The organism is Streptacidiphilus sp. MAP5-3 (genome assembly GCF_041262505.1).
Classification (GTDB): domain Bacteria; phylum Actinomycetota; class Actinomycetes; order Streptomycetales; family Streptomycetaceae; genus Streptacidiphilus.
The window spans coordinates 49,140-73,339 of record NZ_JBGCCL010000015.1 but is presented as its reverse complement, the minus strand read 5'-3'; the positions used below and the strand labels follow the sequence as shown (position 1 = coordinate 73,339).

Below are 24,200 nucleotides of genomic sequence, written 5' to 3'. Positions count from 1 at the left end.
GCCACTGACCCCGCCTCACCCGCCTGCTCACCCTCCCGCTGCACGCAGCCGCGCGGCGGCGATGCCGCGGCGGGGGTCGTGGCTGTCGAGCAGGGCGAGCGCATGGCGGTGCAGGGCAGCGTCGTAGCGGGCGTGGCGGCCGAAGTCGAGGGCCAGCGCCGGGTCGACGGCGCTGAGCACCACCTCGCGCAGCGCGACGTGCAGGTGGTCGCGCCACTCGACGACGCCGGGAGCCTCCGAGCGCGGCAGCAGCGGTCCCGAGTAGGCGGCGACGGCCGCCGCCGGATCGGCGCGTCGGAGGGCTGCCACGACCTCGACGGCGTCGCAGGCCAGCGCTGCGGTGAGCGCGTAGCGGCGGGTCGCGATCCCGCCGCCCAGTGCGCTGCGCAGATGGGAGACCTCGGCTTTGAAGGTCGAGGCGGACACCGAGCGGTCCCCGTAGAGTGCGTCGTGCAGCCGCTCCGGCGTGAAGCCCTCGGGCTCCAGCGCCAGCAGCGCGAGTATCTCCAACTGGCGTGGGCGCAACGGTAGTTCTACACCAGCGCGGTGCAGCGCGGGCGTCTCGCCGAGGGCCCGCAGGCGGAGCGTGGCAGCACGGGCTCCCGGCTCGTCCTCGCGCAGCCGCTCCTCGATCCCGGCGGCCAGCAACCGCACCGTGGACAGCGCCAGCGGGTGCGACCGGTCCCAGGTCGTCGACAGGTCCAGCACGCCGAGGACCCGGCCCGCCGCGTCGCGGATCGGCGCGCAGTAGCAGACCCAGCCGTGCAGCGCGGCCAGGTAGTGCTCGGCGGAGAAGACGGTGGCGGCCTGTCCGCGCAGCAGGGCCATCGACAGCGCGTTGGTCCCCATCGCCTGCTCGTCCCACCGGCCGCCCGGCGCGAAGTTGAGCTTCTCCGCCTGCGCTCGCATGTGCCGCCCGCCGCAGGTCCACAGGATGGTCCCGGACTCGTCCGTGACCGCCGCGACGAAGCCCGCGTCGTCGGCGATCCGGCGCAGCTCGTCCGCGACGGCCGTGATGGGCTCGCGCAGCCGCGAGTGCGCCCAGAGCGAGCGGGCCGCGTCCGCGTCACCGACCGGTGCCTCCACGCAGGCCCGGTCCACGCTCGCCCCGCTGCGCGCCCACGACTCGGCCACCTCGACGCGTAGGCTCTCGGCCTTCTCCTCCGGTCTGGCCAGCCCGGACCAGGCACGCTCCAACTCGGCACGGCGCCGCCGCAGTCCGGCCGCCGTCGCCACCTGTCCGGCCGTCCCGGCCGACCTGCCCGCCCGCACGCGTCCAGCACTCACGTCATCCATTTACAGCGCCCCGGCCGTGCCCGACAAGGGAGCCTGCAAGGCGACTGCCCCCGCCCGCCCTGCCTGGATGCGTGGCCAGTATCCGTCACGGCAGCTGATCCCGAGGAGATATGACGTCCTATCACTCCAACGAGTGGTTGGCAGACGACTCGGCCCGCGCGGCGTGCCATGGGGTTAGCGTCGGGACAGAGCCCGCCGGGGCAGGGGCGGGTTCAGATGCGGGTGCAGGTACAGGAACGCAAGGAGCTGGCGCTGACTGCGGGGAGGGTGCCGTGATGGTGACGTCCTGGGTGCACGGTCGGCGGTCACGCCCCGAGGACCCAGCTACCCCTGGTGACGCAGCGAGCGTCTGGGCGCTCCTGGGAGCCGACGTCCGCTCGGCCGCCGCCCGCGACCGGTTCCGGCTGCAGGCCCTGGGCCGGGCCCGGGGCGCACCGTACGGCCACGCTTTAGGCCAGGCCCTCACCGACGAGCCGGTGCGTCTGATCGGCGCCACCCGCGTTCGCCCGCCCGACCCTCCACCCGCAGCGCTGGAGGCACCGCCAGGGCGGGCCGGGCAGGCGAGGCAGGCACGGCAGGACGGGAGGGCAACGAAGATGGCCGGGACCACCGCAAGGGCCGACGACGACACCCACGGCATCACCACCAGCAGCAACACCGGCGCCACCCACGCGCAACTCGCGGTCGCCGCGCGGAACCGGCTCGCACTACTTTGGGAGGCCGGGGTCCGGATCGGCACCACCCTCGACGTGGCGCAGACCGCCGAGGAGCTGGCCGAGGTCGCACTGCCGGAGTTCGCCCAGTACGCCACCGTCGACCTGGCCGGGTGGGTCCGCGCGGGCCAGGAGCCCCCGCCCGCCGAGACCGGCGAGCCCCTGCACCGCGCGGCGACCCGGACGATCCGCGCGGGCGGGCCGCTGCTCCCGCTCGGCGCCGAGGTCGCGTTCGCGAAGGAGGGTGCGCAGGCCCGGGCGCTGCGCGTCGGGCGGGCCGTGCTGGACGAGTGCTCGGAGCGCGTCACCGGCGCCGAACCGGGCCTGGCTGCGTACCGGATGGCTTCCGTCATCGCCGTCCCACTGCGGGCCAGGGGCACGGTGCTCGGCGTGGCCTCCTTCTACCGCTCTCGGGACGCCGGGCCGTTCCGCGCGGACGACCTGCGGTTGGCCGAGGAGCTGGCGCAACGCGCCTCCGTCTGCCTGGACAACGCCCGCCGCTTCACCCGCGAGCACTCCCTCGCACTGACCCTGCAGCGCAGCCTGCTGCCGCACGCCCTGCCCGCACTGCCCGCTGTCGAGGTGGCCCATCGCTACCTCCCGGCCCAGGAGGGCGTGGGCGGCGACTGGTTCGACGTGATCCCGCTCTCCGGCGCGCGGGTCGCCCTGGTGGTCGGGGACGTCGTCGGCCACGGCCTCCACGCCGCCGCCACCATGGGCCGGTTACGCACGGCGGTGCGCAACTTCGCGGCGCTCGACCTGCCGCCGGAGGAGCTGCTCGGCCATCTCGACGCCCTGGTCGACACCATGGACCGGGAGCTGGACGGCGATCCGGACGCCGGTCTGCACAGCGGCATCGGCATCATCGGCGCCACCTGCCTCTACGTCATCTACGACCCGGTCAGCGGCAGTTGCACCATGGCCGGGGCCGGGCACCCCTCCCCCGCGCTGATCCTGCCGGACGGGACGGTCCGCTTCGCGGAGGTGCCCTCGGGTCCCCCGCTCGGCCTGGGCTCGACGCCGTTCGAGGCGATCGAGCTGCCGCTCCCGGAAGGCTCCCGGATCGTCCTCTACACCGACGGCCTCATCGAGGACCGCGGCCAGGACATCGACATCGGCATGGCAAGGCTGGGCGCGTCCCTCGTCGGACGCGACCGCTCGCCCGAGGAGCTGTGCGCGTCGGTCCTCTCCCGGCTGCTGCCGCAACGGCCCAGGGACGACGTGGCGGTGCTGGTGGCCCAGACCCGCGGCCTGGACGACGACCGGGTCGCCCGCTGGTCCGTACCGCTGGAGCCGTCCGCCGTGGCCGGGCTGCGGGCCGAGGTCTCCGCGCGGCTCACCGGCTGGGGCCTGCACTCGCTGGCGACCACCGCCGAACAGCTGGTCAGCGAGCTGGTGACGAACGCGATCCGACATACCGACGGCCCGGTCGAGCTGCGGCTGCTCCGCGACCGCTCGCTGATCTGCGAGGTCGCCGACGGCAGCGGCGTCTCCCCCCGACTGCGCCGGGCCCGCAGCGAGGACGAGAGCGGACGCGGCCTCTTCCTGGTCGCGCAGCTGGCCTCCCGCTGGGGCACCCGGTTCACCGACGACGGGGGAAAGGTGATCTGGGCCGAGCTCACCACGCCCGGCGGCGCGGCCGGATGAGCACGTGTCCGCGTCCGGCTAGGGTGAGGCATGCCCGAAATGATCTCCACACCGCAGCCGCGCCCCTGGCCGACCCGTGCCGAGGCCGTCGACGGCTCCGACGCCGCGGCCGTCCGCCGAGTCAACCTCGCCGCGTTCCCGACGCGCAACGAGGCGGACCTGGTCGACGCGCTGCGCACGGACGCCCGCGCCTGGCTGCCCGACTCCTCGTTCGTCGCCGAGACCCCGGACGGGACCGTCGTCGGACATGCCCTGCTGACGCGCTGTCATGTCGACGGCGCCCCGGCGCTGGCGCTCGCCCCGGTGGCCGTGCTGCCGCAGCGGCAGCGTCTCGGTGCGGGCACGTCGGTGGTCCACGCGGCGCTGGACGCCGCGCGCGAGGCGGGCGAGCAGCTGGTCCTGGTGCTCGGTCACCCCGCGTACTACACGCGGTTCGGGTTCGTGCCCGCCTCCGGCTACGGCATCAAGCCGCCGTTCGACGTCCCGGACGAGGCGATGATGGCCCTCGCCCTGGACCCGGGCCGCCCGGTCCCGACCGGATCGATCCGCTACGCCGACGCGTTCGGCGTCGAGGACTGAGCACTCCCGGAGGCGGCAGCCGCCGCGGCCGGAGCCGTCGCAGCAGCAGAAGCCGCCGCAGTAGCCGGAACCGCGCCGGGCACCGCCGCGGGAACCGCTGTGGGAACCGCAGCCGGAGCCGTCCCGCCCACGAGCGCGTGCGTGGCGGAGCTGGTGTCCACAAAGAGCATGCCGAAGGCCGTGGCCATGGCCACGAAGGCGTCCGAGGCATTGACATGCCGGCCACCGTCGACAACCAGCGCGGCGGCGGCCACCAGCAACGCGACGCAGCCGATGACCGCGTGGGCGGCCCACACCCCGTCGATGACGGGCGGGTGCGGCTGCGTCAGGCCCTTCTGGGCCTGTTTCGACGTGGCCGGGTTGATCACCGCGCCCATCAGGCCCGCGGCCAGAGCCGTGAAGACCTTGGCCACGCCCGAGAGGTCGATCTTCTCGGTCTCCCAGGCCACCCCGGCCATCGCCGCCATCAGTCCCAGATAGGCCACCATCAGCGCCGCGCGCGACCACATGGCCGGGTTCCTCACCGCATGCTCCCGTCGACTCCCCTGTCGTACATGCGTCAGAGAATCGACCACACCGGACTTTTCGGCAAGTCCGGCCGGGTAACGATGTGGGCGAGGTGACCGCCAGTCAGACCTGCGGCGGGAACTCCGCCTCGATCACCTCGGCGGAGTCGCCCTCGAACTCGAAGTTCTCCAGCGGCACGCCGTAGCGGCGCGCGATCTCGTAAAGGTCGTGGCGCTCGGTGATCACCGTCTCGTCGCCGACCGGGTTGTTCAGCGCGTCGAACACCTGGGCGACCACCTGGCGGGGGTCGATCTCAATCTTGACCCAGACCCGCACCGATGTACCGGACTGTCCCGTCATGATCCAATCATCCGTCCGCAAGGCCCTCGGTTCCAGTCGGCACGCCGGGCGCGCGCCCGCGCTCCCGTCCCGACGGCGGGCGGAGGCGCGGGCGTGGGCGCGCAGGCCGCTGCCACGCCGGCTCGCCTAACCGGCCGCCTCGACCAGCTTGGCGTAAGGCGCGTTCTTGCGCACCGCCTCGATGCTCTTCTCGCACGCCTCACGGCTCTCGAAGGCCTCGCTCAGGGCGATGACCTCGCCGGACGCCGACTTCAGCGTGAAACGGAACTCCTGCGCCTTGTCCTGGTGGACCTCGAACTTGCCGGGCATCCCCGCACTCCTTCGCTCTTCGTTCGACTCGACCTCGCCGTCCGCCCACCAGAACGACGTGAATCAGTCACTCTTCGTGGCGAACCGGCTACAGCCGAAGCTAACGCCGATCGCCCGCGTCGGCATCCGGAGCGGAGCGACGCGGGCGATCAGGAGGCGGTGAGCCGTCGGCCCGTCAGAGAATGGCGCCGGGGCGGTACTTGGCGGCCTCGGGGTAGCGGGCGGCGACCTCCTCGACGCGGCGGACCACCTCGGCGACCTGGCCGGACGCGGCGCCGGTGAAGGAGAGCCGGTCCGCCAGCAGCGCATCCAGACCGGCCCGGTCCAGCGGGATCCGCTCGTCCGCCGCCAGGCGATCCAGCAGCTGGTTCTCGCGGACACCCTGGCGCATGGCCAGCGCGGAAGCGACGGCGTGCTCCTTGATCGCCTCGTGCGCGGTCTCCCGGCCGACGCCGGCGCGCACCGAGGCCATCAGCACCTTGGTGGTGCCGAGGAACGGGAGGTAACGGTCCAGCTCGGCGGCGATGACCGCCGGGAAGGCGCCGAACTCGTCCAGCACCGTCAGGAAGGTCTCGATCAGGCCGTCGAAGGCGAAGAACGCGTCCGGCAGCGCCACGCGGCGCACCACGGAGCAGGAGACGTCGCCCTCGTTCCACTGGTCGCCGGAGAGCTCGGAGACCATGGAGGCGTAGCCGCGCAGGATCACGGCCAGGCCGTTGACGCGCTCGCAGGAGCGGGTGTTCATCTTGTGCGGCATGGCGGAGGAGCCGACCTGGCCCTCCTTGAAGCCCTCGGTGACCAGCTCGATGCCGGCCATCAGCCGGATCGTCTTGGCCAGGCTGCCCGGCGCACCGGCCAGCTGGACCAGGGCGGTCAGCACGTCGTAGTCGAGCGAGCGCGGGTAGACCTGTCCGACGCTGGTGAACGCGTGGTCGAAGCCCAGGTGGGAGGCGACGCGCTGCTCCAGCTCGGCCAGCCTCTGCTGATCGCCGCCGAGGAGGTCGAGCATGTCCTGGCTGGTGCCGACCGGACCCTTGATCCCGCGCAGCGGGTAACGGGCGATCAGCTCCTCCAGCCGGGTGAAGGCGACCAGCAACTCGTCGGCGGCGGAGGCGAAGCGCTTGCCCAGGGTGGTGGCCTGCGCGGCGACGTTGTGGGAGCGGCCGGTCATGACCAGCTCGCCGTGCTCGGCGGCGAGCGCGGCCAGACGGGTGAGCAGCGCGACCGTGCGGTCGCGGACGTGCTCCAGGGACTGGCGGATCTGCAGCTGCTCGACGTTCTCGGTCAGATCCCGCGAGGTCATGCCCTTGTGGATCTGCTCGTGCCCGGCGAGGGCGCTGAACTCCTCGATGCGGGCCTTGACGTCGTGGCGGGTGACCCGCTCGCGCTCGGCGATCGAGGCCAGGTCGACCTGGTCGACCACGCGCTCGTAGTCGGCGACGGCGCCCTCGGGCACGTCGATCCCCAGGTCGGCCTGGGCCTTGAGGACGGCCAGCCACAGCTGCCGTTCGAGGACGACCTTGTGTTCGGGGGACCACAGCCGCGCGAGCTCGCCAGAGGCGTAGCGGGCGGCCAGGACATCGGGGATGAAGGGCTTGGCGCTCACGCTGCGCCATTCTAACGGTCCAGCTCAGCGCCGCGCGGACCGGGCCGCCGGACCTGCGGTGTCGCGGACCACCCTGGCCTCGATGCCGTCGAGGGCGAGCTCCAGCGAGTCCGCGAAGTAGCGGTTCCGCTTGGCGGCCATCGGCTCGCCCTCGACAGGAGGGCTGATCCGGTCCGAGTTCTCGACGAAGGTCTCGTCGACGTGCGCCGCCAGGTCCCTGACCTCCTGCATGTACGCGTCCTCGGTCACCCCGGCGGCGCGGATGCGGATCATCTGCTGGCCCTCGGAGGTGGCGAAGCCGTAGACGAACTGGAAGACCAGCCCCAGCACGGCCACGTACTGCTCGGGCGGCAGACCGGTCCGCTCGATGGCGCTGATCGCGCTGGTGGAGAAGAACAGCGCGTTCGGGCCGAGCGGCAGCACCTCTCCCGCGATCCGGACCGCCCACAGGTGGCGCTGGTAGAAGGCCCGGTACTCGTGCGCCATGGCCCGCAGGTGGTCGCGCCAGTCGGTCTCCTCGGTGAGCGGGGCGATCCGCATCTCGCCGAGCGCCTCGTCCAGGGCGAGCTCCAGCAGGTCGGACTTGTTGTCGACATACCAGTAGACCGACATGGGAGTGACGCCGAGTTCGGTGGCCAGGCGGCGCATCGAGAAGCCCGCCTCACCCTCGGCGTCGAGCAGGGCGATGGCAGCGCGGACGATCTTCTGCCGGGTCAGGCCGCTGGGGGCGGTGCCGCGCTTGCGCTCCTTGGGCGGCGCGGCCCAGACGCTGACGCTCGGCAACGCGGTCCGCCGCTTCGCGCTCTCCCGCGACGCACCGCCCTCAGCTGCGACGCCCTCCGACTCACTGTCGTCCTGCGCGCTGTCGTCCTGCGCGCTGTCCTCCTGCGCGCTCTCCTTCGCCATGCGGCGCCTCTGCCTTCCCTCGCCTGCCCCCGGCCGATCGATGTGCGGGCGGCGGCCGTCGGCCACGACAGGCCGCCTTTGCCCGCACATCGATCGTAGTCAGCGTGGGGCTCAGGCTGCCGGGGCGGGCTCCGGCTCGCGCGTCTCCGGCCGGCCGGGGACCGGGCCGCCGCCCACGGGAGCCGTGCCCGCCCGGCCGATCAGCCAGGCCGCGACCAGCCCGCCCACCAGCACCGCGATCGCACCGATCAACTGAGCGTTCGTCAGCGAGTCGGCGAAGGCGCTGTGCACCTGGTGGGCCTTCCCGGGTCCGCCCGCGACCAGTGCGTCCGGCAGCGAGCGAGCGGCGGCCTGCGGCACGCCGGCGGGCAGCGAGGCCGCGAACCCGGCCGTCAGCACCGCGCCCAGGACCGCGACACCCAGCGAGTTGCCGAGCTCGCTCATGGTGCCCATCAGCCCGGAGCCGATACCGGCCCGTTCCGGCGGGATCGACGACATCACGGCCCCGCCCATCGCGGGCTGGGCGCACGCGATACCCGCGCCCATCAGCACCAGGCCGAGGAGGATGCCCGGGTAGGAGCCGCTGTGCCCGAGGACCGCGATGGCCGCGAGGCCACCCGCCATCAGGGTCAGCCCGACGGCGATGGCGACGGGCGGCACCAGCTTGGTGGTCAGCCGCATGCCGGTGCCGGTCAGGTTGAGCAGCACCACGGTCAGCGCCATCGGCGCGGTGCGCAGCCCGGCGGAGAGCGGCCCGTAGCCGAGCACGAACTGCAGGTGCTGGGTCAGCAGGAAGAGCGAGCCGCCCATGCCGAAGGAGACCAGCACCCCGCCCGAGACCGCGCCGCGGAAGCGCGCGTTGCGGAAGAACGACATGTCCAGCAGCGGATGCGGCGTGTGACGCTCCCACAGCACGAAGCCGGTCATCACCACGACGCAGACCGCGGCGGGGAGCAGGGTGCGGCCCGAGGTCCAGCCGTAGCCGGGGCCCTGGATGATCGCGTAGACGCCCGCGACCAGGCCGACGGTGGACAGCGAGGCGCCCAGCAGGTCGGGACGGTCGCCACGTGGGTCCTTGGACTCGGGCACCAGCCGGGCGACGGCGATCAGCCCGAGCACGCAGACGGGCAGGTTGACCAGGAACACCGACCCCCACCAGAAGTGCGCCAGCAGCAGCCCGCCGATCACCGGGCCGAGGGCGAAGCCCAGCGAACCGACGCCCATCGCCGCGGCCATGGCCTTGGGCTGCTCCTCCGCGTCGAAGGTGCGGACCACGATGGCGATGCTGGTGGCAAGCAGCATGCTGCCGCCGATGCCCATACCCGCGCGGGCGGCGATGAGCTCACCTGCGGTCGACGACAGCGCCGCGCCCGCCGAGCCGAGGCCGAAGAAGACCAGGCCGAGCAGCTGCGTCCGCTTGCGCCCGTAGCGGTCGGCGAAGCCGCCCGCGGCGATGAGCAGGCCCGCCTGGGCCAGCGAGTAGGCGCCGATCACCCACTGGGTCTGTGAGGTGGTCGCGCCCAGCTCCTTGGTCAGGGAGGGGACGGCGACGTTGAGGATGGTGTTGTCGAGGATCACCACGAGCTGGACCAGGCAGAGCACTGCCAGGATCACCCAGCGGTCCGGTCTGCGGTGGGCGCCCGCCCCTGCGGTCCCCACCTGGTCCGGTTGACTGACGGACACTGCGGCCACCCCTTCTACGGCGTACAAGACTTCTACACTGTAGAAGGACGGGCACGGCAAACGCCACGGATTATTTCCGGCATCGCGACCCCGGCTCTGACCTGGTCTTCTACCCGGCCCGCCTACCTGACGAGCAGCTCCAACAGCCGCTCCGCCTCAGCCGCCGGGTCGGCGGAGAGGCCGCAGTGGACCGGGCCCGGCTGGACCACGGTGCTGCGCGGCGCGGTCAACCAGCGGAAGCGGCGTCCCGGCTCCTCGCCCTCGGCCTGCCCGGCCGCCGCGCCGCCGGCGCAGATCCCGGCGACGGCGTCCAGCGCCGCCCGCACGCCCGCCACGTCCGCGTCGGGGTCGAGCGCCAGCAGCCGCGCCTCGTCCAGGTGCACGGCGGCCCGCAGCACGCCCGCCTGGCGGCTGTAGACCAGCACCCCGGCGTTGATCTGCTCGCCGCGCTCGACCCGCGGGACCACCCGCACCAGCGCGTACTCGTAGACCAGCTTCTCGCCCAGTTCGGGAACCGTCCGCCCGGGAACCCGCCCGGACACCGTCCCGGAAACCGTCTCGGGAACCATCAGAACCACTCCTTCGAGGCCCGCACCCGCGCCGTCAGCTGCGCGACATACGCCGCGCGGACCTCGTCCGGGGAGCCGAAGCCGGGCTCGTCCGCCAGCCAGACGTCCGGGACCAGGGCCAGGACCTCGGTCAGCAGTGCCTCGGTGACCTGCGGCGCGAGCGCGGCGTCGGCTGCGGCCAGGTCCGGCCCGAAGGAGCGCAGCACATGGGCGGACGCGTCGTAGGCCTTCTGTGCGGAGGCTGCCGCGCGCGGCCAGTTGTGATGGAAGATCAGGCTGGCGCCGTGGTCGATCAGCCACAGCTCGCCGCCGGAGACCAGCATGTTGGGGTTGCGCCAGGAGCGGTCCACGTTGCCGATCAACCCGTCGAACCAGACCACGCGTCCGGCCAGGGCCGGGTCCACCGGGAACGCCAGCGGGTCGAAGCCGAGCGCGCCGCTCAGGAAGGCCATGCCGAGGTTGGTGCCACCGGACGCCCTTACCAGGTCCTGGACCTGCTGGTCAGGCTCGCCCACGGCAACCCTCGGGTCCACCTCCAGCCGCACCAGCTCGGGGACCCTGAGCCCCAGCCGTCGGGCCAGCTCGCCCGCGACGACCTCCGCGACCAGCGCCTTGCGCCCCTGCGCGGCCCCGACGAACTTGGCGACGAAGAGCGTCCCGCGCTCCGACTCGACCAGGCCCGGCAGCGAGCCGCCCTCCCTCAGCGGCGTCACATAACGATCCGCCGACACCTCACGCAACATGCGCCCCACCCTATCCAGCAGCGGGCCCGAGCCCGGCCACAGCGGCCTCGTGCCGGTCGGACGACCGTTCCTGTCCGACCGGTGGCGGGCACTCCTGGTCCGTGCGAGTGTGGCCAGGAATGGTGACCTCGACCGTCAAGGGATGGGCACGATGGAACGACCCAGGATCCTCGTGGTCGGCGGCGGCTTCGCCGGCGTCGAGTGCGCACGGCGGCTGGAGCGGCAGCTCGCGCCGATCGAGGCGGAGATCGCGCTGATCGCGCCGTTCAGCTACGAGCTCTATCTCCCGCTGCTGCCGCAGGTCGCGGCCGGTGTGCTCACGCCGCAGTCGGTCGCGGTCTCGCTGCGCCGGATGCTGCGGCGGACCCGGATCATCCCCGGCGGAGCGGTCGGCATCGACCCCAAAGCCAAGATGGTGATCCTCCGCAAGATCACCGACGACCTGGTGGCCGAGCCCTATGACTACCTGGTGCTGACCCCCGGCAGCGTGACCCGCACCTTCGACATCCCCGGCCTCGTCGAGCACGCGCGCGGCATGAAGACGCTGGCCGAGGCGGCCTACGTGCGCGACCACGTGATCGCACAGCTGGACCTCGCCGACGCGGCCACCAGCCAGCAGGAGCGGATCTCCCGGCTCCAGTTCGTGGTGGTCGGCGGCGGCTACGCCGGCACCGAGACGGCGGCCTGCCTGCAGCGCGTCACCACGTCCGCGATCCGCCGCTACCCGAGGCTCAACCCGAACCTGATCAAGTGGCACCTGATCGACATCGCCCCGAAGCTGATGCCCGAGCTCGGCGAGAAGCTGGGCGACGACGCGATGGAGATCCTGCGCAAGCGCGGCATTGAGATCTCGCTCGGCGTCTCGGTCGCCGAGGTCGGCGACGAGTCGGTCAAGCTGACGGACGGCCGGGTCATCCCCTCCCGGACGCTGATCTGGACCGCGGGCGTCGCCGCCAGCCCGCTGGTCAACACCCTGGACGCGGAGACGGTCCGCGGTCGGCTCGCGGTCACCGCGGAGATGCGGGTGCCGCAGTTCGAGAACATGTTCGCGCTCGGCGACGCCGCCGCCGTCCCCGACCTGGCCAAGGGCGACGGCGCGGTCTGCCCCCCCACCGCGCAGCACGCGCAGCGTCAGGGCAAGGCGGTGGCCGACAACGTCATCGCCCTGATCCGCGGCCACGAGCTGAAGCCGTACTTCCACAAGGACCTCGGCCTGGTCGTCGACCTCGGCGGCGCGGACGCGGTGTCCAAGCCGCTCGGCATCGAGATGCAGGGCGTCGCCGCGCAGGGCGTGGCGCGCGGCTACCACCTGATGGCGCTGCGGACCAATGTCGCCAAGGTCCGGGTGATGACGAACTGGCTGCTCAACGCGACTGCCGGCGACGACTTCGTGCGCACCGGCTTCCAGTCCCGGCGGCCCGCCCGGCTGCGCGACTTCGAGTACACGGACTCGTATCTGACCAAGGACCAGATCCGGGAGTACACGGCGGAGTTGGAGGCCAGGAAGTAGGGCCTTCCTACGAGCGGACGCCCTGGGCGGCGGGTTGTGACCTGCGCCGTCCAGGGCGCGCCAATTCTGGCATGGGCATGCAGTCATGTCACCCGTCCTGGCGCACTTCGACGCGACACGAACGGCGCTACCGGCCTGACAGACAGAAGGTCATAACTTTGCGTGCATGTCCGACGACTTCACGCATGCGCAGTCCCTGCCGCGTCCGTCCCTGCCTTCGCGCCGTCTGCTGCTCGGCTCGGCCGCCGGGGGCGTCCTGCTGGGCGCTGCCTCCTCGGTCCTCGCCGCGCCGGCGTTCGCCGTCGGACGTCCGATCCCGGCCCGCCCGACGCCCGGCGCCGCCAGGCGCCCCGTCAAGCCTGTGGCGGCCAAGCCCGGTGCCAAGCGCCCCGCCGTGCCCGCCGTGCCCGCCGACGCGCAGGCCGCCGCGGCGATCAAGGCGGAGTACCTGCACGGCTGGAACGGCTACTGCGCCAAGGCCTGGGGCCACGACGAGCTCATGCCGCTCAGCGGCGGGCACAACGACTTCTTCGCCCCGGGCCACACCTTCGGGCTGTCCATGGTCGAGGCCCTCGACACCCTCTACGTGATGGGCTGCGACGCGGAGTTGGCCCGCTCGCAAGCCTGGGTGGAGGCGCACCTGGACCCGACACAGGACGTCGACATCCACGTCTTCGAGGCGGTCATCCGCCTGGTTGGCGGCCTGCTGGCGAGTCATCTGGCCACCCGCAGCAAGGCGTTGCTGACCCGCGCCCGCGAGTTGGCCGACCGGCTGCTGCCCGCGTTCACCTCCTCGCCGACCGGCATCCCCTACACCCACGTCAACCTGCGTACGGGTCAAGTGCAGGGCCGTGAGGTGCCGCTCGCCGAGGCGGGCACCAGCATGATGGAGTTCGGCCTGCTCTCCCGACTCGTGGGCGACTCCCGTTACTACGACGCCTCGTTGCGCGCCTACCGGGCCGTGCTGGCCAGGCGCAGCGCGCTCGACCTGCTCGGCACCACCATCGACGCGGAGACGGGCCGTTGGCTCGACCGCACCTCCATCGCACCCAACCCGCCCGCCGACTCCTTCTGCGAGTACCTGTGGGGCGGCGGCAAGTTGCTGAACGATGCCCAACTGACGCAGTGGTACCGGATGTTGACCCGGGCGGTGCAGACGCACCAGACCGACGTGCGCGGCGGACTGCCCTGGTACCACCCGGTCGACGCCACCACCGGCGCCCGCACCGGCGGCACGGTCCAGTCCGAACTCGCCTCGTTCTACGCGGGTCTGCTCGGCAAGGGCGGCGATCTGCCGCGCGGCGAGGCCTACTTCCGCTCGTGGACCGCCGTCCTGGATCGGCACCCCGTGCTGCCGGAGACGATCGACTACGCGACGTTCGGCGTCGTCGACTGCGGCGCCCAACTGCGGCCGGAGTACGCCAACTCCGCGTTCGACCTGTGGCGGCTCACCCGTGACCCCGGCTACAAGGCGGCGGCCTGGCGGTGGTTCGAGAACATGCGCACGCACCATCGCGTGGCGGGCGGCTACACCGTCATCGACGACATGCGCCCCGCCCGGCCGGTGCTGGGCGACCTGACGCCGGGTTACTGGTTCGCGGAGAACCTCAAGTACCTGTGGCTGATGTTCTCCGGCACGCCGCGCTTCGACTACCGGACCGGCATCCTGTCCACCGAGGGGAAGATCCTGGCCGGGGTGCGGTAACGATTCCGGGCGTCCCCGCCCGGTCAGACGCCCCCGCGCGCGGAGCCCTCCGGCCAGACCCGGACCACCGCCAGGCCCGCCGCCCGACTGCGCCGGACCACGTCCCCGGTGCCGCCGGGACCGGCGGGCGGCTCGCCGTCCCAGACCGCGACCACCGTGTCGGCGCGGCTGAGCAGCACCTCGTTGGCCGCCTGGTACGCCTCCTCGGAGACCTGGGCGTAGGAGAGCTCGTGCACCTCCGCAGCGGCCAGGACCAGCCGGTCGAAGGTCTCGGCCTGCTCGGCCCGCACCTTGTTCTCCCGGTAGTGCCGCGACGGCAGCACGACGACCAACCTCCCCCCGGCGTCGACGAGTTCCTCGGCGAAGATGGTGTCCGCGCCCCTGGCCAGACAGGAGAGCCCGGTGAGCGGCCCCCGTTCGGCGAGGGAGGCCAGCAGCTTGCGCAGTTCGATCCGGACCAGCTCGGCGGTCCGCTCGGTCAGGTTCCTGTGCCCGGTCACCGCGAGCGTCACCACGGTCTCCCCTTCGTCGACGCCGCCACCGGGGCCCGGCTCGCGCGGTCCGCTCCGTTCCTTCGGCTCCCCCGTCGCCGCGACTCCTCGGTCCGCCGCGGGGCCCCCTCTTCACCTATGCCCGGCCGGTCCGGTCGGGATGCGGTCGCTTTCGGCCGTGCGGGAGCACGACGGGGCTCAGCAGCGCTCGCGCAGGGTGGCGACGCCTTCACCGTCGAGTTCGTCGCAGTACGACGCGCGGCCGGCCATGGCCATGATGAGCGCCAGGGTCGTGCCGGACACCTGCGGCCCGTCGCCGGCGGCGAAGGGGCCGTCGGTGGCCGTCAGCCGCAGGCCCTCGGCGCGCGTCTTGGAGAGGACGGGCATGTCGGAGCCCGCGTAGTACTCGGCCACCGTGGTCAGGGTGGCGACGGGATAGGCGCGCTCGATGCCGAGCGGTCGGCGGATGTCCTCGCCGTGCACGATGTTCTCGCCGAGCATCGCCACTTTCGAGAGCGGCGGCTTGGTCGTTCCGCTGATCACCCGGCGGAACCGCGCGAGCGTCTCATCCGGAGTGGCGCCCAGCTGCTCGGCCAGCCGCACGGCGACCTGCCGGTCGAAGTCGAAGCGGCAGCGGATCACGCCCACCATCCACCGCACCGGGTTGAGGCTGGCCCCCGCCGTCAGGTGCGCGAGCACCTCGCGGACGGTGAGCCCCTCGCAGAGCGACGGGACGGCCCACTGCTGCTCGGTCAGGTCCGCGAGGTCGGCGGCCAGGGCGGCCCGCTCGGCGTGGATCAGCCGCCAGACGTCGGTGGGCGGTGTCGGCTGTACCGGCGGTGTCATTCGGCGCTCCGGAGTTGCGCGACCTGCTGGACGTGCTGGACGTGCTGGACGTGCTGGAGTTGCTCGAACTTGTCGAACATCGGCCGGGCGAGGCGGTGGAGGGACGACGGCTCGGCACCTACGTGCCACCACTGGCACGCGCCCTTCCAGGTCATCCTGTTCCCCTCCGGCACGGGGACGTCGAACGCGAGTTGCAGCACCTCGTTGCCGTCCGGCGTCGTGTAGCCGGCGGAGGTGGCGAACTCGGCGCTCCAGGAGCGCAGGCCCAGATGCTCGTTGCAGAGCCAGTCGAGAGTGAGCGCCACGTTCTCGGTGGGACGGACCTCGGCGACGGGAAGGGCCCAAACGTCGTCGCCCTGGTGGTCGAGCAGGAGCACGTAGTCGTCGGCGTCGCCCGGGTGCACCAGGGCGACGACCTGGAACCGGGTGATGCCGTCGCGACGGGCGCGCTCGACCAACTGCTGCGTGGTACGGAGGTCCGGCTCGGCGAGAGGCGACAGCTGCTCAGTCTGGTTCACAGGTCAAGAATGCCAATCCGGGATGTCGCCCGCGGACCCGGCTCCGCCAAACGGACCGCCTCCACTCTCCACATTCGGCACATTCGGGTCATTCATGGATATCACGCAGCGTGGCGTCCGCAATGGTGGGAATCACCACATGATCGGACAGCAGCAGGACGCAGACAGGAGGCCCGCATGGAGCCCGTCGGTCGACGCACGATCCTGACGGCCGCCTGCGCGTCGGCCGCCGCCGCGGCCGCCGGGCTGGCCGGCTGCTCGAACGGGGCGTCTACCCCCACACGGCGGCTGTCGTGGGGCCGCGCTCCGTCGGCGGCGGACCACGCCGACCGCGCGGGCAGCGGGCAGGAGGACCAGGCGCGGCCGGTGACGTTGATCGGTGACGGTTCGATGGCGGACACGGGTCCGCAGCCGTTCCAGCCGGTGCCGGAAAAGTTGCAGCCGGGCCAGCGTCCGCCGCAGTTCGTGGTCTTCAGTTGGGACGGTGCGGGTGAGGACAGCAAGAAGCTGTTCTCGCACTTCCGTGGAGTGGCGCAGGAGGTGAAGGCGACGATGTCGTTCTTCCTCTCCGGGATCTACGTGCTGCCGGAGGGCAAGAAGGACCTCTACCTGCCGCCGGGCCACCGGCCGGGCGCGTCGGACATCGGCTACCTGGCCGACGACCACGTGAAGATGACGCTGGACCAGGTACGGGGGGCGTGGCTGGAGGGCCACGAGATCGGCACCCACTTCAACGGCCACTTCTGCAGCCCCGCCACCGGCGTGGGCACCTGGACCCCGGCGCAGTGGCGCAGCGAGCTGGAGCAGGCCATCGGCTTCGTCGAGACCTGGAAGACCAACACCGGCCGCGCCGAGTTGGAGCCGCTCCCGTTCGACTACCGCAAGGAGCTGATCGGCGGCCGGACGCCCTGCCTGCTGGGCCAGAAGCACCTGCTGCCGACCGTGGCCGCGATGGGCTGGAAGTACGACGCGAGTTCGCCGGGCGGGCTGCAGATGTGGCCGGGCAAGACGGCGCACGGGCTGTGGAACTTCCCGCTGCAGTCGATCCCGTTCCCCGGGCACAGCTTCCAGGTGCTGTCGATGGACTACAACATGCTCGCCAACCAGACCGGCGGCACTCCCAACGGCAATCCAGCCAAGCGTCCATACTGGCAGCAGCAGTCGTACCTCTCCTACATGGCGGGCTTCAACCGGGCGTACACCACCAACCGGGCGCCGTTCTTCATCGGCAACCACTTCGAGAGCTGGAACGGCGGCATCTACATGAAGTCCGTCGAGCAGGCCCTGCGCGACATCGCGGGCAAGCCCGACGTCCGGCTCGTCTCCTTCCGGCAGCTCGTCGCCTGGCTGGAGGCACAGGACCCGTCCGTCCTGGCCAGACTGCGCACCCTCCGCGTCGGCCAGAAGCCCGCCGACTGGCGCGAGTACACCACCCCGCAGCCCGTGTGAATCGGCAGGATGGGCACATGTCCACCGAAGCAGCGCTGGAATCGCTCCGCACGCCGTTGACCGGCTACTGCTACCGCCTGCTCGGAGCGGCCACCGAGGTGGACGACGCGGTGCAGGAGACGATGATCCGCGCGCACCGGAATCTCCACCGCTACGACCCGGGGCGCGCGAGCCTGTCCACCTGGGTGCACACGATCGCCACCAACGTCTGCCTGGACCTGCTGCGCGGGGCGCGCCGCCGCGCGCTGCCCTGGGACCTGGGACCAGCCGCGACCGGCGGCGCGTTGGGGACGCCACTGCCGTCCGACCGGTGGGTGGAGCCGATGGCGGACTCCCGGCTCGACCGGGCGGCGGATCCGGCCGAGCTCGCGGTGCGCCGGGAGTCGGTCCGGCTCGCCTTCGTCGCGGCGCTGCAATGGCTCCCGCCGAGGCAGCGCGCCGCGCTGGTGCTCCGGGACGTGCTGGGCTTCACCGCCGAGGAGACCGCGCAGGTCCTCGACACCTCGCTCGCCGCCGCCAACAGCGCCCTGCAACGGGCCCGCGCCACCCTGGAGAAGCACCGCCCGGACCCGACCGACGCGCCCGACCCCGACGACCCGGCGCAGCGGGACCTGCTGCGCGGCTACGTGGACGCGTTCGAGGCCCACGACGTGGAGCGGCTGGTCGGACTGCTCGCCGACGACGTGCGCTCCGGCATGCCGCCGTTCCTGTGGTGGCTCGACGGACCGCAGAGCATCGGCACGGCCATGACCTTCGGGGCCGACGCCTGCGCCGCGGACCGCCTGGTGCCGGGCGCGCCCGCGAACGGCTCCCTGACGCTCGGTCAGTACCGGCCGGACGCGGACGGTGTCCTGCGTCCCTTCGCGCTGCTGGTGCTGGAGCTGCGCGGCAACCGGGTGGCGGAGTGCGTCACCTTTCTCGCCTTCTTCGGCGCGGGCGAGCGGTTCGCGGAGTTCGGCCTGCCGCAGCTGCTGGAGACTCCCGTCGTGTGAAGCGATGAGTTCCGGCCTCCCGCGACGTAGGAGCAGTGACCGACACTTCTTCCGCAACGGGAACGAGAGATCATGAATCCGGACGTGAACCGCAGCGACACCGACCCTCGCGCCGAGACCTGTGCCGAACGTGAACGGCTGGCGGACCTGCTGGGAGGCCTCACCCACGAGCAGTGGGACGCCCCGTCGCTGTGCGCCGGCTGGCGCGTCCGCGAGGTCGTCGCGCACATCACCATGCCGTTCCGCGTCAGCACGCCGCGCTTCCTGGCGGGGCTCGCGGCGCACCGCTTCGACTTCAACCGCTACGCGGACGCGGCGGCCCGCCGCGACGGCGACCGGATGGGCGACGCGGACCTGCTGCGCGCCTTGCGCGACAACGTCCGCCATCCCTGGCAACCCCCGGGCGGCGGCCCGGCCGGGGCGCTCAGCCATGACGTGATCCACGGCCTCGACATCACCGAACCCCTCGGCCTGCCGTCCGCCCCGCCGGAGCGGATCGCGACCGTCCTGGCCCAGGCCAAGCCCCATGCCTTGGCCTACTTCGGCGTCGACCTCAGCGGCGTCACGCTTCGGGCCACGGACGCGGACATCGCTCTGGGCACCGGCGACCCCGTGGACCTGCCGGTCAAGGACGTCCTGCTGACCGTGACCGGCCGACGCCCGCTGCGCTGACGGTGTGCCCGCTCTCTTCATCTCCAAATCAGATGTCCTACAACGAAAACCTCTATTGGACAGAACTTCGAAGGGCGACCGAGGATTTCTCGTGCGGTAGCACGGTCGGTCGACGCGACTCCGGACCACCGGAAGGTCTGCCGCATGAGCGGAGGTTGAGATGCCGAGTGAAGAGACCGAAGTAGTCGTCGTCGGGGCCGGCCAGGCAGGCGTGGCGATGAGTGAGCACCTGGGGGCCCACGGCATCCCGCACCTCGTCCTGGAGCGGCACCGGATCGCCGAGCGGTGGCGCTCGGAGCGGTGGGACTCCCTGGTCGCGAACGGGCCTGCCTGGCACGACCGGTTCCCGGGGCTGGAGTTCCACGACGTCGCCCCCGACGCCTTCGCATCGAAGGAGCGGGTGGCGGACTACTTCGCCGCGTACGCCGAGAAGATCGGAGCCCCCGTCAGGTGCGGGGTCGAGGTGACCTCCGTGCGCAGGCACGCCGGGCGGCCCGGCTTCCGCGTCGAGACGTCGGAGGGCGCCATCGACGCCCGCTACGTCGTGGCCGCGACCGGGCCGTTCCAGCGGCCGGTGATCCCGCCGATCGTCCCGGACGGCGCGGTCCCGGTGCAGATCCACTCCAACGGCTACCGCAATCCGGAGCAACTGCCCGAGGGCGCCGTGCTGGTGGTCGGCGCCGGATCGTCCGGGGTCCAGATCGCCGACGAGCTGCGCCGGTCCGGCCGCCGCGTCCTCCTCTCGGTCGGCCCCCACGACCGTCCGCCGCGCGAGTACCGCGGCCGGGACTTCTGCTGGTGGCTCGGCGTCCTCGGACTCTGGGACGCGGAGACGCCGCCGCAGGGCGCCGAACACGTCACCATCGCGGTCAGCGGCGCCCGTGGCGGCCACACGGTGGACTTCCGTGCCCTGGCCGCCGACGGCATCGAGCTCGTCGGTCTGACCGCGTCCTACGACGACGGTGTGCTGCGCTTCGCGGCGGACCTGGGCAGCAACATCGCGCGGGGCGACGCCACGTACCTCGCGCTGCTGCGCGCGGCCGACGCATACGTCGAGCGCAACGGTCTCGACCTGCCGGAGGAGCCGCAGGCCCACGTGCTCGGGCCGGATCCGGACCGCGTGACCAACCCCCTGCCGGAGCTCGACCTGGCCGAGGCCGGGGTCACCTCGATCGTCTGGGCGACCGGCTACGCCACCGACTACAGCTGGTTGGAGGTCGACGCCTTCGACGAGAAGGGCCGCCCGGAGCAGCGGCGCGGCGTATCCGCCGAGCCCGGCGTCTACTTCCTGGGCCTGCCCTGGCTCTCCCGCCGCGGGTCGAGCTTCATCTGGGGCGTCTGGCACGACGCCCGTTACGTCGCCGACCACATCGCGACCCAGCGGGGTTATCTCGCGCAGGAGAGTTGACGCACACCCGCACGGGCGCGTGTGCCCGGCGAGCGGTAGAGCCGCTCGCCGGGCACACGGTGGTCAAGCCCCCGGAACCGAGGGGATCAGGGGCACTTGGGGATGGCGCCGTTGTGGAACGCGGCGGCCCCGTCGAGGTAGGGCCCGAAGACCCACCCCTCGATGTAGGTCTCTCCGGTCGGGTAGACCTCCGCGTCCGCGTGGTACCAGACGTCGCCGGAGCTGCCCACGTTGCCGCCGGCGGTCCAGCAGTTGACCTGGACCGCGTCACCCGCGTGCAGGTCGGGCGCGACCTTGCTGGAGCTCGCGTTGGGCGCGGAGTAGACGCCGACGTTGGAGTTCACGCCGATGAAGTCGTCTGCCTGGGCGGTTCCGCCCGCGAAACCGACGGCGGCAGCCGCTGCGAGGAGCACCGCGCCGGACGCGGCGGTCCGCTTGAACCATGTACCCATGTTTCCCCCTTGCTTGAGTGGACTTCGGAATTCCGACCGAGGGCCTTGGTGATCGGCCGAGCGCAGCTCTGCGCACCAGCCCGCCGGACGTAGATCCACGATCGACTGTCGGTACCCCCGCTGCCAGGCCTTTGCACGAGCGTGCAAAAGCTCTGAGACCGGCTCGCCGGCCAGGGGCCGAAGTCCGTACCAGCGCGCTGCATCAACGAGATGGCGATGTACATCAACTGACGTGACTCCGCGTCGGGAGCGCCGCGTCGTCGGCGGCCAGGGCCTGCGGGGCGCGGCGGTCCAGGCGGGCGGCGGTGACGCGACCGAGGACGCCGAGGGCGAGCAGGACGGCCACCGTGCCGAGCGTGAACGCCTCGAAGACCGTGCGGGAGACGCCCCAGGTGCCGGTGAAGTCGTAGCCGACGCCCAGCACCTTCTCCAACACCCCCGGAAAGAGGGCGATCCACGAGCCGAGCACGATCCAGGCGTAGACCAGGCTGAGGCTGATCCGGAAGCCCCAGGTACCGAAGGGCACCCGGTACGGGCGCTGCACCTCGGGGTGGTTCCTGCGCAGGGCGCCCAGGGCCGGGATGACGGCGAGGTAGGAGAGCAGCAGGGTGGTGACCGCGACCGTGAGGACGACCTTGAAGTCGGCCGCGGCCGTGCCCTGGACCAGCAGGGTCGCGGCGAGCATGAAGACGGTCGCGGTGACGCCGGAGACCAGGTTCATCCGCACGGGAGTGCCCAGGCGCGGGTGGAAAGCGCCGAGCCCCCGGCTGAAGAAGCCGCCGTCGGCCGCTGCCATCGCCTGCATCCGGTCGCTGACGATCATCCAGGCGCTGCCCTGGGTCATCAGCACGAAGACGAACAGGACGGCGACCACCGTCAACAGGGCATGCCCGGCGCTGCCGTAGCTGCCGAAGACGAGCGAGGCCGCGTCGAGGAAGCCGGCCACGCCGGTGATCTGCTTGGCGGGCACCACGGCGAGGATCGCGAAGACGGGCAGCAGGTAGCAGCAGGCGGCGACGCCGCCGGAGACGCCGATGGAGACGGGGACGTCGCGCTTGGGGTTGCGCATCTCCTCACCGGCGGCATTGGGGGCCTCGAAGCCGACGTAGGCGAAGAGCAGGATGGGCACCAGGGCGAGGAACCCGCCGGTGGTGGGCGCGAACCCGGTGCCTGACAGGCCGTCGAAACCGTGCTGGACGCCGTAGACCATCGCGGTCACGGTGACGGTCAGCATCACACCGACCTTGGCGATCGCGCCGACGGTGGTGATCCACTTGCCGCGCCTGAGCGAGACCACGGCGGTGAGGATGGAGATCCAGATGAAGACCAGCTTGAAGGCGTAGTCGGCCACGGTGCCGGTGCCGAGGTGGGTGACGTGCCCGTCCCAGGCCGCCGCGGCGGCGAAGACCAGCGAACCTCCCAGCCAGACCGGGTTGGTGACCCAGTAGAACAGCGTGGTCAGCGCGGCGGCGGTACGGCCGTAGGCGAGTCTGACCCACACGTACGGGCCGCCCTCCTGCGGGAACGCGGCACCGGTCTCAGCGAAGAGCAGGGCGTAGGGGACCAGGAAGAGCAGGCCGAGCAAGGCGGTCCAGGTGACGGCCTCACCACCGCCGGTGGCGATCTGCCCGATCACGTCGGCGGAGATCACGGCGGCGACGCCGAGCGCCATGATGTCGAAACGGCCGAGGCTGCGGTGCAGGTTCGGCACGGAGTCGGCTCTGTCGTCCGGAAGCTGGCCGTCCGGCACGGGAGTTGTGGGCACGAGGACTCCTCGGGGGTGTGGGGAGAGGGAGTTGTGCAGCACGGGGTGAGCGGGCCGGGCCGTTCCGGAGCGCACGGTGGGGGTGCTGAAACGGCCCGGCCCGACAGTTGACTCTTCGTCAGTTGCGCAGTTCGCCGTTCGGCTGGACGCGCTCCAGGACCTGGCGCATGGCGGCGACGGTCTCCTTGGCCTCTCCCTCGGTCATGATGAGCGCCGGGGAGAGGACCAGGCTGTGCGCGCAGTCGCGGACGATGACGCCGGTCTCGCGGCGGATCACGTCCGGCAGCAGTGGCTGGAGCATCGGCAGCGGCTCGCGGGTCTGCCGGTCGGCGACCAGCTCGACGGCGAGCATCATCCCGACGGAGCGGATCTCGCCGACCACCGGCAGGTCGCCCAACTGGGCTGTAAGCTCCCGGTGCAGGAAGCCGCCGATCTCGACGGCGCGGACGAGCAGGCCCTCGCGCTCGATGATGTCCAGGTTCGCGAGGGCGACGGCGGCGGCCACCGGGTGGCCGTTGTAGGTGTAGCCCATCGGGAAGCCGTGGTCGGCCAGCAGCTCCTCCGCAACGTGGTCGCCGACCAGCAGCGCGCCCAGCGGGATGTAGCCGGAGGTGATGCCCTTGGCGGTGACGATGATGTCCGGGCGGACGCCGAAGTGCAGCGCGGCGAACCACTTTCCCACTCGGCCGTAGGCGGTGACCACCTCGTCCAGGATCAGCAGGATGCCGTGACGGTCCAGCACTTCGCGCACCCGCGGCCAGTAGTCGGCCGGCGGAACGAGCATGCCGCCGACGCCCATGATCGGCTCACCGATCATCGCGGCGATGTTGCCGGGGCCGATCTCGGCGATCCGCTGCTCCAGCTCGGCGATCAGGAAGTCCGTCGGGTCCTGGCGCTCGAACAGCTCGCTGCGGTACGGCCACGGCGGGGTCAGGTGGGAGACGTGCGGCATCATCGGGGCGAAGCCCTCGTGGTAGACCGGGAAGCCGGTCGCCGAGCCGCCGCCGTAACCGATGCCGTGGTACGCCTTGTCGCGGGCCAGGATCCAGGTACGGGAGGACTCGCCGCGGCGGTGGTGGTAGTAGCGGGCCATCTTGATCGCGGCCTCGTTGCCCTCCGAGCCGCCGGAGGTGAAGTAGACGTGGTTCAGGCCCTCGGGCGCGATCGAGGTGAGCTTGGTGGCCAGCTCGATCGCCGGGTCGTTGGAGAACTCCCAGAAGCTGGTGAAGTACTCCAGCTTGGCCATCTGCTCGTAGGCGGCGCGGGCCACCTCCTCACGGCCGTGGCCGATCTGGGCGAGCCAGAGGCCGCCGGTCGCGTCGAGGTAGGAGCGGCCGTCCACGTCGGTGAGGCGGCAGCCGGAGCCCTCGGTCATCACGACGCGCTCGGTGACCGAGCCGGGCAGGTAGGGGTGGATGATCCGGGCCCGGTCGGCGTCGCGCAGCTGGTCCGGGGTCATCGGGGTGCGGCTCAT

23 protein-coding genes are annotated in these 24,200 nt (G+C 72.0%); 8 read left to right on the top strand and 15 right to left on the bottom strand.

The window, feature by feature from the left end:
• Positions 1 to 27 precede the first annotated feature (27 nt).
• Complete coding sequence (locus tag ABH928_RS22270) at positions 28 to 1,287, bottom strand: GAF domain-containing protein (protein ID WP_370069170.1); 1,260 nt, start codon at positions 1,285 to 1,287, stop codon at positions 28 to 30.
• Positions 1,288 to 1,571: 284 nt separating this feature from the next.
• On the opposite strand from ABH928_RS22270, the gene ABH928_RS22265 reads away from it, so the two are divergent.
• Complete coding sequence (locus tag ABH928_RS22265; RefSeq protein ID WP_370069168.1) at positions 1,572 to 3,656, top strand: SpoIIE family protein phosphatase; 2,085 nt, start codon at positions 1,572 to 1,574, stop codon at positions 3,654 to 3,656.
• A gap of 30 nt (positions 3,657 to 3,686) precedes the next feature.
• Positions 3,687 to 4,235, top strand: coding sequence for a GNAT family N-acetyltransferase (locus ABH928_RS22260; protein ID WP_370069166.1), 549 nt, complete (start codon positions 3,687 to 3,689; stop codon positions 4,233 to 4,235).
• Here ABH928_RS22260 and ABH928_RS22255 read toward each other — a convergent pair.
• The 8 genes from ABH928_RS22255 to ABH928_RS22220 all read right to left on the bottom strand — a co-directional run bounded on the left by ABH928_RS22255 (position 4,205) and on the right by ABH928_RS22220 (position 10,918).
• Positions 4,205 to 4,744: a hypothetical protein gene (locus tag ABH928_RS22255; protein ID WP_370069164.1), complete on the bottom strand. Its 540-nt coding sequence runs from the start codon at positions 4,742 to 4,744 to the stop codon at positions 4,205 to 4,207. The two genes, ABH928_RS22260 and ABH928_RS22255, sit on opposite strands and share 31 nt — an antisense overlap.
• A gap of 121 nt (positions 4,745 to 4,865) precedes the next feature.
• Positions 4,866 to 5,102, bottom strand: coding sequence for a hypothetical protein (locus ABH928_RS22250; RefSeq protein ID WP_370069162.1), 237 nt, complete (start codon positions 5,100 to 5,102; stop codon positions 4,866 to 4,868).
• Positions 5,103 to 5,228: 126 nt separating this feature from the next.
• On the bottom strand, positions 5,229 to 5,411 hold the full coding sequence (locus ABH928_RS22245) for a YegP family protein (protein ID WP_370069160.1): 183 nt from the start codon (positions 5,409 to 5,411) through the stop codon (positions 5,229 to 5,231).
• Positions 5,412 to 5,586: 175 nt separating this feature from the next.
• The gene (gene purB / locus ABH928_RS22240; protein ID WP_370069158.1) at positions 5,587 to 7,017 is read right to left on the bottom strand and encodes an adenylosuccinate lyase; all 1,431 of its coding nucleotides are present in this window, start codon (positions 7,015 to 7,017) and stop codon (positions 5,587 to 5,589) included.
• 24 nt (positions 7,018 to 7,041) lie between these two features.
• On the bottom strand, positions 7,042 to 7,923 hold the full coding sequence (locus ABH928_RS22235; RefSeq protein ID WP_370069156.1) for a TetR/AcrR family transcriptional regulator: 882 nt from the start codon (positions 7,921 to 7,923) through the stop codon (positions 7,042 to 7,044).
• Positions 7,924 to 8,034: 111 nt separating this feature from the next.
• Positions 8,035 to 9,606: an MFS transporter gene (locus tag ABH928_RS22230; RefSeq protein ID WP_370069154.1), complete on the bottom strand. Its 1,572-nt coding sequence runs from the start codon at positions 9,604 to 9,606 to the stop codon at positions 8,035 to 8,037.
• Between the two features lie 122 nt (positions 9,607 to 9,728).
• The gene (locus tag ABH928_RS22225; protein ID WP_370069152.1) at positions 9,729 to 10,175 is read right to left on the bottom strand and encodes a DUF3037 domain-containing protein; all 447 of its coding nucleotides are present in this window, start codon (positions 10,173 to 10,175) and stop codon (positions 9,729 to 9,731) included.
• Positions 10,175 to 10,918 carry a HipA family kinase gene (locus ABH928_RS22220; protein WP_370069150.1) on the bottom strand — a complete coding sequence of 248 codons (744 nt, stop codon included), beginning with the start codon at positions 10,916 to 10,918 and terminating at the stop codon, positions 10,175 to 10,177. The genes ABH928_RS22225 and ABH928_RS22220 overlap by 1 nt, the downstream gene beginning before the upstream one ends.
• Before the next feature lie 151 nt (positions 10,919 to 11,069).
• Between ABH928_RS22220 and ABH928_RS22215 the strand changes: the two genes are divergently transcribed.
• Complete coding sequence (locus ABH928_RS22215) at positions 11,070 to 12,428, top strand: NAD(P)/FAD-dependent oxidoreductase (RefSeq protein ID WP_370069148.1); 1,359 nt, start codon at positions 11,070 to 11,072, stop codon at positions 12,426 to 12,428.
• Positions 12,429 to 12,594: 166 nt separating this feature from the next.
• Positions 12,595 to 14,133, top strand: a complete 1,539-nt coding sequence (locus ABH928_RS22210; protein ID WP_370069146.1) for a glycoside hydrolase family 47 protein — start codon at positions 12,595 to 12,597, stop codon at positions 14,131 to 14,133.
• A gap of 23 nt (positions 14,134 to 14,156) precedes the next feature.
• On the opposite strand, the gene ABH928_RS22205 is transcribed toward ABH928_RS22210, so the two are convergent.
• From ABH928_RS22205 to ABH928_RS22195, 3 genes are all read right to left on the bottom strand, one after another.
• Positions 14,157 to 14,648 (bottom strand): hypothetical protein, encoded by a 492-nt coding sequence (locus ABH928_RS22205; RefSeq protein ID WP_370069144.1) that lies wholly within the window; start codon positions 14,646 to 14,648, stop codon positions 14,157 to 14,159.
• A gap of 174 nt (positions 14,649 to 14,822) precedes the next feature.
• Positions 14,823 to 15,470, bottom strand: a complete 648-nt coding sequence (locus ABH928_RS22200; protein ID WP_370069142.1) for a maleylpyruvate isomerase family mycothiol-dependent enzyme — start codon at positions 15,468 to 15,470, stop codon at positions 14,823 to 14,825.
• Positions 15,467 to 15,988 (bottom strand): hypothetical protein, encoded by a 522-nt coding sequence (locus ABH928_RS22195; RefSeq protein ID WP_370069140.1) that lies wholly within the window; start codon positions 15,986 to 15,988, stop codon positions 15,467 to 15,469. The genes ABH928_RS22200 and ABH928_RS22195 overlap by 4 nt, the downstream gene beginning before the upstream one ends.
• 177 nt (positions 15,989 to 16,165) lie before the next feature.
• Between ABH928_RS22195 and ABH928_RS22190 the strand changes: the two genes are divergently transcribed.
• From ABH928_RS22190 to ABH928_RS22175, 4 genes are all read left to right on the top strand, one after another.
• Complete coding sequence (locus ABH928_RS22190; protein WP_370069138.1) at positions 16,166 to 17,437, top strand: hypothetical protein; 1,272 nt, start codon at positions 16,166 to 16,168, stop codon at positions 17,435 to 17,437.
• Positions 17,438 to 17,454: 17 nt separating this feature from the next.
• Entirely contained in the window at positions 17,455 to 18,429 is a 975-nt protein-coding gene (locus ABH928_RS22185) for an RNA polymerase subunit sigma-70 (protein WP_370069136.1), read from the top strand.
• Between the two features lie 72 nt (positions 18,430 to 18,501).
• Positions 18,502 to 19,101 carry a maleylpyruvate isomerase family mycothiol-dependent enzyme gene (locus ABH928_RS22180; RefSeq protein WP_370069134.1) on the top strand — a complete coding sequence of 200 codons (600 nt, stop codon included), beginning with the start codon at positions 18,502 to 18,504 and terminating at the stop codon, positions 19,099 to 19,101.
• A gap of 160 nt (positions 19,102 to 19,261) precedes the next feature.
• The gene (locus tag ABH928_RS22175) at positions 19,262 to 20,509 is read left to right on the top strand and encodes a flavin-containing monooxygenase (protein ID WP_370069132.1); all 1,248 of its coding nucleotides are present in this window, start codon (positions 19,262 to 19,264) and stop codon (positions 20,507 to 20,509) included.
• A gap of 86 nt (positions 20,510 to 20,595) precedes the next feature.
• Here ABH928_RS22175 and ABH928_RS22170 read toward each other — a convergent pair whose 3' ends face one another.
• The 3 genes from ABH928_RS22170 to ABH928_RS22160 form a co-directional block, all read right to left on the bottom strand.
• Entirely contained in the window at positions 20,596 to 20,961 is a 366-nt protein-coding gene (locus tag ABH928_RS22170; RefSeq protein ID WP_370069130.1) for a hypothetical protein, read from the bottom strand.
• A 223-nt stretch (positions 20,962 to 21,184) separates the two neighbouring features.
• Positions 21,185 to 22,726, bottom strand: a complete 1,542-nt coding sequence (locus ABH928_RS22165) for an APC family permease (protein WP_370069128.1) — start codon at positions 22,724 to 22,726, stop codon at positions 21,185 to 21,187.
• 118 nt (positions 22,727 to 22,844) lie between these two features.
• Positions 22,845 to 24,200, bottom strand: coding sequence for an aspartate aminotransferase family protein (locus tag ABH928_RS22160; RefSeq protein WP_370069126.1), 1,356 nt, complete (start codon positions 24,198 to 24,200; stop codon positions 22,845 to 22,847).